Raw genomic sequence first — 11,560 nt, forward strand, 5'->3', positions numbered from 1 at the left:
GCTAAGTCGGGTATTTTGTATGATTTGCAGATAGCACCTCGAATTTTAAAAACTCAATAGCTAACAACTATTGAGGGAGAAGTCGTTATGTTGAAGCAGTGGTATCGTCTTGGCAGATTAGTAACATGTAGAGAATTAATCGCATTAACAGTATTACTGGTATTTGGGATGCCAGCAGCCTATGCCACGCGAGCATGGACTCCTGAAACCGAAACGGTGCATAAAAGCGCTAATGATCCGCGTGATTACCAAGCTGTAAAGCTTGCTAATGGCATGACGGTATTGCTGGTTTCTGATTATGAAGCCAGTAAATCTTTGGCTGCTTTGGCATTGCCGGTCGGGTCACTTGATGATCCTAATGGGCAATTAGGCTTGGCCCATTACACTGAACATATGCTGTTAATGGGGTCGAAGAAATACCCGCAGCCTGAAAGTCTGGCTGAGTTTTTGAAAAAGCACGGCGGAAGCCACAACGGCAGCACAGCCCCTTACCGAACGGCGTTTTATCTTGAAGTAGAAAACGATGCCTTGCCTCAGGCGGTTGACCGTTTGGCTGATGCTATTGCCGAGCCACTACTTGATCCAGGCAACGCCGACCGTGAGCGTAATGCCGTCAATGCCGAGCTCACGATGGCGCGTTCTCGTGAGGGGATGCGTATGGCGCAGGTCAGAGCCGAAACCCTCAACCCGGCACATCCTGCAGCACGCTTTTCTGGTGGTAACCTCGATACGCTCAAAGATAAACCGGATAACAAACTACAGGATGCATTACAGGCATTTTATCAACGTTATTACTCTGCCAACCTGATGGTTGGTGTGATTTATAGCAATCGTCCTATTCAGGAATTAGCGCATATCGCAGTAGAGACGTTTGGTAAAATTGGTAATCATAATGCGAGTGTTCCTGCCATCAGTCAGCCGTTAGTTACGCCAGCACAGCAGGGGATTATTATTCACTACGTTCCCGCGACACCGCGTAAACAGCTGCTGATTGAATTTGCGATTGATAATAACAGCGCACAATTTCGTAGTAAGACAGATACCTACATTAGTTACCTGATTGGCAATCGCAGTAAAAATACTTTGTCAGACTGGCTACAGAAACAAGGGCTGGCCGATGGTATTAATGCCGGGGCTGATTCCATGTCTTTACGTAATCAGGGGCTGTTCTCTATTTCGGTATCGCTAACGGATAAAGGCGTGGCGGAAAAGGACAGGGTAATTGCGGCAGTCTTTAACTACCTGACACTGATACGCCAGCAGGGGATTAAAAAGTCTTATTTTGACGAACTCTCTCATGTGATGGCACTAGACTTCCGTTTTCCCGATATAACACGAGATATGGATTATGTTGAGTGGTTGGTAGATAACATGTTGCGTGTGCCAGTCGAAAACGTGCTGGATTCGTCTTACGTTGCTGATGATTTCGCACCTGATGCTATCGAGAGCCGCCTTGCGCAATTGACGCCGCAACATGCTCGCTTCTGGTTTGTCAGTCCAGAGGAACCGCACAATAAAGTGGCTTACTTTATGAATGCGCCCTATCAGGTAGATAAAATCCCTGCGCAGGAGTTTACAAAATGGCAGCAGCTCGAACAGCACATGAGCTTGTCTCTGCCAGCGCTCAATCCTTATATTCCTCAACAGCTTAATATCGTTAATAGTGATGATGAACAAAAAAGTGAGCCCCAACGCAAACCTAAGCTAATTGTCGACCAAAAAGGGTTGCGGGTGTTTTATCAGCAGAGCCATTATTTCAACGCGTCGCCTAAAGCCGATATTACGGTTGCCTTCCGTAATGCCAATGCGTTTAGTTCTGCCAAAAACCAGGTGCTATACGGCTTAAATGATTATCTTACCGGCGTGTTGTTCGATGAGCTGAGTTATCAGGCTTCTGTTGGTGGGATTGATTTCTCATCATCTTCTGATAATGGCCTGACATTCAGTGCCAATGGTTTCTCCGAGCGATTACCGTACCTCTTGTGCAAGTTGGTTGAGCAGTATTCCAATGTCACAATAACGGAGAAACAACTTGCCCAAGCCAAATCATGGTATATCGAGCGCTTAAGAGCTGCCGACAAAGGCAAAGCTTATGAGTTGGCATTGCAGCCGGTGCAGTTACTTTCTCGCTGGCCTTATACTGAGCGCAGTGAAAGAGAAAAGTTGTTGGCCGATATTACGCTTGATGACGTGCTGAGCTATCGCAAGCAGCTGATACAGCAAGGAGCCGTTGAAATTCTGATTGTCGGTAATATGACCGCATCACAAGTGACAAAAATGTCCGATGAGGTTGTTCAAAAAGTCTCGACTCAGGGTACACAATGGTGGCGGGGAGAAGATATCGATGTGCTGCAACCCCGCAAAGTCAATTTACAGCGAATAGGTTCAACGACTGATTCGGCGCTGGCTGCGATATATGTCCCTATTGGTTATAGCGAAACGCAGAGCGTTGCCTACAGCTCGTTGCTGGGTCAAATCATCCAGCCTTGGTTCTATAATCAACTTCGTACTCAGGAACAACTGGGTTATGCGGTGTTTGCCTTCCCGATTGCGGTTGGTAAACAGTGGGGAATTGGCTTCTTACTGCAAAGTAGCAATAAACAACCGGATTATTTATACCAACGCTATCTGGCGTTTTATCCTCAGGCAGAGAAACGGCTACGTGATATGAGTGCTGATGAATTTAATCAGTACAAACAAGGACTGATTAATGAGTTGAAGCAGCGCCCGCAAACCCTGGGTGAAGAGGCGGCGAGATTAGGCAAAGATTTTAGTCGGGGAAACGCACAGTTTGATACTCGCCACCAGACGATCGCGGCGATTAGCGACATCAGCCAGCAGCAATTGGCTGATTATTTCCAACGTACTGTCATTGATACACAGGGACTCGCACTACTATCTCAGGTATCAGGTAATGACAGTACTGACCCACATTACGCAGCGCCAGCAGGATGGCAAACCTATCCGAATACCTCGAGCCTGCAACAATCATTTTCGCATCAGGTTAATCAATAATGGCAGATATCATCCCACAGAAACTTAACCCTTTAACGCTACCGCTGGTGGGTGAGCGATTAATCGAAGCTTCTGCGGGGACCGGCAAAACTTTTACTCTGGCGTTACTCTATTTACGTTTGTTATTGGGGTTAGGTAAAGCGTCGGCATTTCCTCGCCAATTAGCGGTTGAAGAGATTTTGGTGGTGACCTTTACTGAAGCGGCGACAGAAGAGTTGCGCGGACGTATCCGTAAAAACATCCATGAGCTTAGATTAGCCTGCGTGCGGGGTACTAGCGATAACCCTATGCTGAGCGAGCTGATGCTTGAGCTGCCTGATTTACCTTTGGCGGCACAAATTCTGCTAGCGGCAGAGCGACAGATGGATGAGGCGGCGATTTATACCATCCATGGTTTCTGCCAGCGTATGCTGATGAATAACGCCTTTGAATCTGGCATTTTATTTGAACAAACGCTGATTCAGGATGAGCTTCCTTTACGTCGCCAGGCCTGCGCCGACTTTTGGCGTCGATACTGCTACCCGTTACCTATCTCTATTGCGCAGGCGGTGTCTCAAGAGTGGAGCGGGCCAGAAGCGTTATTAGGCGATTTGTCGGCCTATTTGCACGGTGAAGCACCGCAATTGCGCTATCCACCAAAAGCCGATGAAACGATCGAACAGCGTCATGAGCGTATTGTCACCCGTATTGACGATATCAAGCGTCAATGGTCTGCGGCAGCGGCTGATATCGGCCCAGAAATTGCCAACTCTGGTGTGGATAAACGTAGCTACAGTACGCGTTTCTTACCTGCTTGGTTAGAGGTTGTCACTGATTGGGCTATGCAGCCGACGGCAGATTATCGTTTACCTAAAGAACTCGAAAGGTTCCGTCAGTCGGTGCTGTTGGAGAAAACCAAAAAAGGTCAGGCACCAGAGCACGCGGTATTTGCTGCTATCGAACAACTCTATGCTGAACCACTGAGTTTACGCGATTTAATTATTGCCAAAGCCTTAACTGAGATCCGTACCTCGGTTCAATTAGAGAAACGCCAGCGTGCCGAGATGGGCTTTGACGACTTACTGAGTCGACTCGATAGCGCGTTGCAACAGCCTGGTGGAGAACTCTTAGCACAGGCGATTCGTCAGCGTTATCCATTGGCAATGATTGATGAATTCCAGGATACCGACCCGCAGCAATATCGTATTTTCCACCGCTTATATGGCAAGCAGCCTGAGTGCGGGTTGTTGCTGATTGGTGACCCGAAACAGGCGATTTATGCATTTCGCGGCGCAGATATTTTTACTTATATGCGTGCGCGTTCAGAAGTTAGTGCTCACTACACAATGGACACCAACTGGCGTTCTTCCGTCAGTATGGTAAACGGCGTGAATCAGATTTTCTCTCAACTGGATGCCCCTTTTGTTTTTGGGCAAATACCCTTTAATAGTGTTTTACCCGCGCCGAAGAATACTGGTCTAGCTTTTGAATATCAGGGACAAATTCAACCAGCTGTGCACTTCTGGCTACAGTCAGGGGAAGGTGTTGGAGTAAGTGATTACCAACAGGCGATGGCACGTCAATGTGCGGCACAGGTTCGTGACTGGCTGACTGCAGGGCAGCAAGGTTTGGCGTTGCTGCGCAATGGTGAACAGTCTTCGCCAGTCAAAGCCTCTGATATCGTTATTCTTATTCGTAGCCGTAATGAAGCCGTGTTGATTCGTGACGCGCTCAGTACGTTAAATATTCCGTCGGTTTATCTGTCTAACCGCGACAGTGTGTTTGATACACCGGAAGCTAAAGATGTGCTGTGGTTGCTACAGGCAGTACTGGCACCAGAGCATGAGCGAACTTTGCGCAGCGCGATGGCAACCGGCGTGATTGGTCTGGATGCGTTGACTCTGGATGCGTTAAGCCAAAGCGAAAGCGATTGGGATAAATTAGTCGAAGAGTTTGATGGATATCGCCAGCGCTGGGCGCGGCGCGGCGTGTTACCGATGTTAAAAAGCCTGATTAGCCAGCGTCATCTGGCTGAAAATATTTTAGCCAACCCCGGCGGTGAGCGACGTCTGACGGATCTGCTGCATTTGGGTGAGCTGTTGCAAGAGGCAGCGTCTGCGCTTGATAGTGAACATGCATTGGTGCGCTGGCTGGCCCAACAAATTGCCGAGCCAGATACTCAGTCGCAGAATCAACAACTGCGGTTGGAAAGCGACAAGAATTTAGTGCGGGTGATCACCATCCACAAATCCAAAGGACTAGAATATCCCCTGGTCTGGCTACCTTTCATCGCTAATTTTCGCGCTCAGCAGCAAGCTTTGTATCACGATCGCCAAACTTTCTCAGCATTGCTCGATTTAAGCGCCGACGAGCAAAGTCTGTCGTTAGCTGAAGAAGAGCGTCTGGCAGAGGATTTACGCCTGCTGTATGTCGCGCTGACACGTTCGGTTTATCACTGTAGTTTAGGTATTGCTCCCTTAATTCAGGGTACGCGAAAAAAGCAGGGTGATACCGACTTACATCGCAGTGCATTAGGCTATCTGGTACAGCAGGCGGAGCCTGCGGATGCCGCAGGCCTGGTGACAAAACTGCAAGCTATGGTGGGGGAGAATATTGCGCTGACTTTGCTTGAACCGCCAGAACAGAAAGCATGGCAAGCGCCAGTTCCACAGGAAAGAGCGCTCGCGGCGGCACAGATGCAAAGAAAAATTCAGGATTTCTGGCGAGTAACCAGTTATTCGGGCTTGCAGCAGCACGGCTCTTCGCTGGCGCAAGATTTATTACCGAGACTCGACGTTGAAGCCGCCGGTGAACAGCCTCAAGATATACAGCCGCAAATGACGCCGCACAGTTTCCCTCGTGGCGCTACGCCGGGAACTTTCCTACACAGTTTGTTTGAAGAGATCGATTTTTCCCAGCCGGTTGATGAAACATGGCTGTTGGAAAAACTCGAAGGTCAGGGATTGAGCGGCGAATGGCTGCCAGTGTTGAGCGCGTGGGTCAATGCTATCTTGCATACTGAACTGAGCGAGGAAGGGATGATGCTAAGCGCGCTAACGCCGACTCAGTATCAGTCTGAATTGCAGTTCTATTTACCAATCGAAGGTCTGCTGCAACCTCAGCAATTAGATCGTGTAGTTAAACACTATGATGATTTGTCTGCCCAGTGCCCACCGCTGAATTTCCAGCAGGTGCGGGGGATGTTGAAGGGCTTTATCGATTTGGTGTTCTGCTGGCAAGGTCGTTATTACCTGCTCGATTATAAATCTAACTGGTTGGGAGAGGATGGCAGCGCCTATACCCAATCGGCCATGATAAATGCGATGGCAGAGCATCGTTACGATTTACAGTATCAACTCTATACCTTGGCACTGCATCGCTATTTGCGTCATCGGGTCCCCGGCTATGATTATGAACAACATTTCGGTGGTGTTATTTATCTGTTCTTACGTGGAATGGATACTGATCATCTCGGTAACGGTGTTTTCCGCCGCCGCCCTTCACTCGAGTTTGTGGCATGTATGGATAGCCTGTTTGCCGGCGATACAATCTCGGCAGAAGCACTACATTCAGGGGCAGAGGAACCCGGCGCATGATGGATAATTTATTTGAAGTCGCCATTGCTCAGGGAGCACTGCGCTCGTTGGATGTGCAGTTTGCCAGAATGGTGGCGCAAGAAGACCCATTAATGATGCTAGCTGCGGCATGTCTGAGTGCTGAAGCTGGAAGCGGGCATGTTTGTCTGACTCTCGATCAGCTACAGCCGGATACTCTGTTTGATGGTAGATTCCCGGCGCTGGCCAGCGCACTTTGGCAGGCGGCAGGCGAGCCAAATTTACCGCTATGGCAGCAACGATTAGCCCAACATGCTGCCGTCAGTGATGGCTCAGCGCCGACGCCATTGGTGTTACAACAGCAGCGCCTTTACCTGCAAAGGTTGTGGCAAAGTGAAGGGGAGATCGCACAGTTCTTTCTCCAAGAGTCTTCTGTGCAGCAGGATATTCAGCAGAACATAGTCGAGGGTAGGCTGGCCGTTAATGAAGTCAGGCTAAGAGAAATTCTTGATGATTTGTTTGGCGAAACATCTGCTGATGAAATCAACTGGCAAAAAGTTGCGGCAGCAGTAGCCGCTACGCGACGGATTTCTATTATTTCTGGTGGCCCGGGAACGGGGAAGACCACTACGGTAGCCAAATTATTGGCGGCGTTAGTCCGTCTCGAACCAGAGCAAAAACTACGGATACAGCTGGCTGCACCTACCGGTAAGGCGGCGGCCAGATTGACTGAGTCTTTAGGCAAAGCCAGTGCAGCGTTGGCACTCACTGACGAACAACGCGCTCGCTTTCCTGATGATGCCTCCACCTTACACCGATTGTTGGGCGCACAGCCCAATAGTCAACGTATGCGTTACCATCAAGGCAATCCGTTGCATCTTGACGTGCTGATAGTTGATGAAGCCTCAATGGTCGATTTGCCCATGATGGCGCGTTTGGTTGCTGCTTTACCGGCTCAGGCGCGGGTTATTTTCCTTGGTGACCGCGACCAGTTATCTTCGGTAGAAGCCGGTGCGGTGCTGGGTGATATTTGCCGGTTCGCCGAACAGGGCTACAGTGCCGCGCGTGCGGCGCAACTGGTGAGGCTCACCGGTTGTCCACTCGGTGCAACTTCGGTGCCACATCCAGCGGATGTACGCGACGCCTTATGTCTATTGCGCAAAAGTTATCGCTTTGATTCGGGTTCAGGCATTGGTTTGTTGGCAACAGCGGTCAATAACGGTGATGGCCGCGTCGCAGATAATATTCTGACCCAGGGGCTAGCCGATGTCAGTGGTTATCCGTTAAATGAAACCGACGATTTTAAACCTTTACTTGAGGCCTGTTTACAGGGATACCGGCCTTATTTACAGGCGGTTGCTAGTGGACAAACGCCAGCAGAGATCCTGGCTGCTTTTGGTGAATTTCAGGTACTTTGCGCGTTGCGAGAAGGCCCATTTGGCCTGACAGGTTTGAATGAGCGTATTGAACAGGTACTTAATCGACAAGGGCTCATTCGTCGTCCTGTGGCGTTGGCCAGCCGCTGGTATGCGGGGCGTCCGGTGATGATTGGTCGCAACGATAGTGCATTGGGTTTGTATAACGGCGATATTGGCATTGCATTGCATGATGATAGCGGTGAGCTTCGTGTTTACTTCCAACTGCCCGGCGGCATCATAAAGTCAGTACAACCCAGCCGTTTACCTGCACATGAAACGGCGTATGCGATGACCGTGCATAAATCTCAAGGCTCAGAATTTGCTCATACGCTGTTAGTTATGCCTAATCATTTCTTACCGGTTTTAACCCGAGAGCTGGTTTACACCGCCATTACCCGTGCTAAATCGCGTTTATCTCTCTATGCTAATCAAAAGGTCTTGAACCGGGCAATCGGCACACCAACCCAGCGACGCAGTGGTTTGACTGAGCGATTAACGGCGCAATAAGCGTTTGGTGGACATTGGATGTTGTTGCATAAAAAATCGGCGTCGTAATGACGCCGGTTTTTATATATGACATCAATACTCGGTGACTAAAGCTCGGTGAGCAGAATCTTTGAACGCCGTTGATAGTTGTACATTTCCTGTTTTTGAATCGGTAATGCTTCAACTTCTGCCGGTTTAAAGCCGCGCTCTTGGAACCAGTGAATGCTGCGAGTAGTTAGCACAAACAAACGTTCCAGCCCCATCTGCTTAGCTTGCAATGCCACGCGGTCGAGTAACATCTCACCGCGAGACGAACTGCGGTAATCTGGATGTACAGCAACACAGGCCATCTCACCGATTTTCTCATCCAGGAACGGATAGAGTGCGGCACAAGCAATGGTCAGATTATCGCGTTCGATAATGGTGAATTTGTCGATTTCCATCTCAAGTTGTTCGCGAGAGCGACGTACTAAAATGCCTTGCTGCTCAAGCGGGGTAATGAGTTCGAGAATACCGCCAATATCGTTAATTGTGGCACGGCGCACCTGTTCTGCGCTCTCCATCACCACCTGAGTACCAATACCTTCACGTGAGAACAATTCTTGTACTAATGCGCCATCTTCCTGATAGCTGATTAAGTGGCTACGACGCACGCCGCTGCGGCAGGCTTTCACGGCCCCACGTAAGAATCGCACTGTACCAGATTGGTAATCACCTGCGGCTTCCATCTGTGCGATGCGCTCTTGTGCCTCGTTAGGGAAGAGCTCAGAGATAATATCGCCGTCAGCGTTGATCACTCCCTGCGATGAGCAAAAACCAATCATTTTTTCGGCTTTGAGCTTCACGGCTAACTGTGTCGCAACATCTTCTGAAACCAGATTAAAGCTTTCCCCGGTGACGGAAACGGCAACCGGGCCGATGAGCACGATAGCATTGCTGTCTAACTGGCGATGAATAGCGTCTTCGTCGATACGGCGAATACGCCCGCTGTGACAATAATCAACGCCATCATCCACCCCAAGCGGTTGAGCAATAATAAAGTTGCCGCTGACCACATTAATATGTGCACCTTGTAACGGTGTATTATTCAAACTCATCGAAAGGCGCGCGGTAATATCTAATTGCAGCAAGCCGGCGGCTTGTTTAACCCATTCCAGCGTTTTGGCATCAGTTACCCGGGTATTTTTATGGTAAATCGGCTCATGGTGATGCTCTGCCAAATTGCCATCAATTTGCGGACGAGCGCCATAAACCACAACCAAGCGGATGCCTAAACTATGCAATAGTCCAATATCGTTAACGATATTGCTGAAGTTCTCATGCTCGATGGCTTCGCCACCTAGCATAATCACGAAAGTCTTACCCCTATGTGCATTGATATAGGGAACTGAGTGGCGAAAACCTTGAACCAATTCAGTGCTTCGTTCCTTCACGGGCGACCTCTTAGTGAATTATTATTCGTAATTTTTGTATTTTTATTCTTTTTGGGGGCTGTTGCAAGAGGGAATTATCTGTTTTTCGTATTCTGGTTATGCGCCGTTTACTAGCTTAAAAAAATGTAAAGCCTGACTCGACTGGGATGACATATACAAATTGATTAGTTAAAGTTCACAAACCTTTATTTTTGAGACGATTTTTTTAATTTTGTAACCATTTTGAGACCTCATGACTGACGACAAACCGGATTCAGGCCGCCGCCTTTTTTTACAAAGTATCGCCGCCACGTGGTTGCTCAGCGTCAGTCGGGTCGGAATGGCGGCCAGCTCACATGTGGTCGCGGTACGGATTTGGCCTTCCTCGACTTACACTCGCATCACGCTAGAATCAAACACCCCGCTAAAATATAAACAATTCACCTTAGAGAATCCTAAGCGGGTCGTTATTGATATTGAAGGCGTTCACCTTAATAGCGTGTTGAAAGGCGTGGGGCAACAGATCAAAAGTCATGATCCCTATATTCGTCAGGCCAGAGTAGCCCAATTTGATAAAAAAACCGTTCGGTTGGTATTAGAGCTTAAGCAGGCTACCCGCCCGCATTTATTTACTCTTTCTCCAGTAGCAGAATTCCATAACCGGTTAGTGGTGGATCTCTATCCGCAAAGCGGTGCAAAAGAGCCGGACGATCCATTATTGGCTCTGCTTGAGGATTATAATCGCGGCGACGTGGCGCGTACCTTACCACCAGAAACGGCCAAAGATGGCAAAGCAGGGCGGGAACGTCCTCTGGTTATCATGCTTGACCCGGGACATGGCGGTGAAGATCCAGGAGCGATTGGCAAATATAAAACGCGAGAAAAAGATATCGTGTTGCAGATAGCCCGCCGTTTGCAAAAGCTGATTCAGCGCCAGCCGAATATGAAAGTACATATGACCCGTAACGAAGATATTTTTATTCCGCTTAAAGTTCGGGTAGCGAAGGCGCGTAAACTGCGGGCGGATCTTTTCGTTTCTATTCACGCCGATGCATTTACCAATAGAGCGGCAAAAGGCGCATCGGTATTTGCTCTGTCAACTAAAGGTGCAACCAGCACGGCGGCGCGCTTTTTGGCACAAACGCAAAATGCGTCCGATCAGATTGGCGGAGTCAGCAAAAGTGGTGACCGCTATCTGGACCACACCATGTTTGATCTCGTACAGACGGCCACGATTAGCGATAGTTTGAAGTTTGGTAAGCAAGTGCTGTCACGTATGGGCAGATTTACCCATTTGCATAAGAACAAAGTTGATCAGGCGGGATTTGCGGTACTTAAAGCGCCAGATATCCCATCAATCTTGGTAGAAACGGCATTCATTAGTAATGTCAGCGAAGAGCGCAAACTACGTACCAGCCATTTTCAGCAGCAAATAGCCGAATCTATCTTAGCGGGTATCAAAGCTTATTTTGCTGAAGGCGGAATGTCGGTCAGAGGAGGGTAATAAAGTGGGAAACGCAAAATAGTTTTCTGAGGCCAGAAACAAAAAAACACCCGCTAAGGTGTTTAAGAGTGACTGAAATAGTCTGATTATGTAGTTATTTATGTAGATTATATAGTTGGTTGCGGAGGCCGGATTTGAACCGACGACCTTCGGGTTATGAGCCCGACGAGCTACCAGGCTGCTCCACCCCGC

Annotated in this window: 5 protein-coding genes; 4 read left to right on the forward strand and 1 reads right to left on the reverse strand. The window is 48.8% G+C overall.

The window, feature by feature from the left end:
* The first annotated feature begins 87 nt into the window (after positions 1 to 87).
* The 3 genes from ptrA to recD are packed head-to-tail and all read left to right on the forward strand — an operon-like array spanning position 88 to position 8,473.
* The gene (gene ptrA, locus ACL9RG_RS20440; RefSeq protein ID WP_422794488.1) at positions 88 to 3,015 is read left to right on the forward strand and encodes a pitrilysin; all 2,928 of its coding nucleotides are present in this window, start codon (positions 88 to 90) and stop codon (positions 3,013 to 3,015) included.
* Positions 3,015 to 6,590, forward strand: a complete 3,576-nt coding sequence (recB, locus tag ACL9RG_RS20445) for an exodeoxyribonuclease V subunit beta (RefSeq protein WP_422794489.1) — start codon at positions 3,015 to 3,017, stop codon at positions 6,588 to 6,590. The genes ptrA and recB overlap by 1 nt, the downstream gene beginning before the upstream one ends.
* Positions 6,590 to 8,473 carry an exodeoxyribonuclease V subunit alpha gene (gene recD / locus ACL9RG_RS20450; RefSeq protein WP_422794494.1) on the forward strand — a complete coding sequence of 628 codons (1,884 nt, stop codon included), beginning with the start codon at positions 6,590 to 6,592 and terminating at the stop codon, positions 8,471 to 8,473. Before recB ends, recD begins: the two co-directional genes overlap by 1 nt.
* An 86-nt stretch (positions 8,474 to 8,559) precedes the next feature.
* Here recD and argA read toward each other — a convergent pair whose 3' ends face one another.
* Positions 8,560 to 9,885, reverse strand: coding sequence for an amino-acid N-acetyltransferase (argA, locus tag ACL9RG_RS20455; RefSeq protein ID WP_422794490.1), 1,326 nt, complete (start codon positions 9,883 to 9,885; stop codon positions 8,560 to 8,562).
* A gap of 232 nt (positions 9,886 to 10,117) precedes the next feature.
* On the opposite strand from argA, the gene amiC reads away from it, so the two are divergent.
* A complete protein-coding gene (gene amiC / locus ACL9RG_RS20460) occupies positions 10,118 to 11,368 on the forward strand; it encodes an N-acetylmuramoyl-L-alanine amidase AmiC (protein WP_422794491.1) in 1,251 nt (416 codons plus the stop codon).
* Positions 11,369 to 11,560 lie beyond the last annotated feature (192 nt).

This window comes from Rouxiella sp. Mn2063, from assembly GCF_049319665.1.
Taxonomy (GTDB): Bacteria; Pseudomonadota; Gammaproteobacteria; order Enterobacterales; family Enterobacteriaceae; genus JBMOUD01.

Bases quoted from the DNA above. Each gene is read 5' to 3' on its own strand.
- ptrA (WP_422794488.1), top strand. From the start codon at position 88: ATGTTGAAGCAGTGGTATCGTCTTGGCAGATTAGTAACATGTAGAGAA.
- recB (WP_422794489.1), top strand. From the start codon at position 3,015: ATGGCAGATATCATCCCACAGAAACTTAACCCTTTAACGCTACCGCTG.
- recD (WP_422794494.1), top strand. From the start codon at position 6,590: ATGGATAATTTATTTGAAGTCGCCATTGCTCAGGGAGCACTGCGCTCG.
- amiC (WP_422794491.1), top strand. From the start codon at position 10,118: ATGACTGACGACAAACCGGATTCAGGCCGCCGCCTTTTTTTACAAAGT.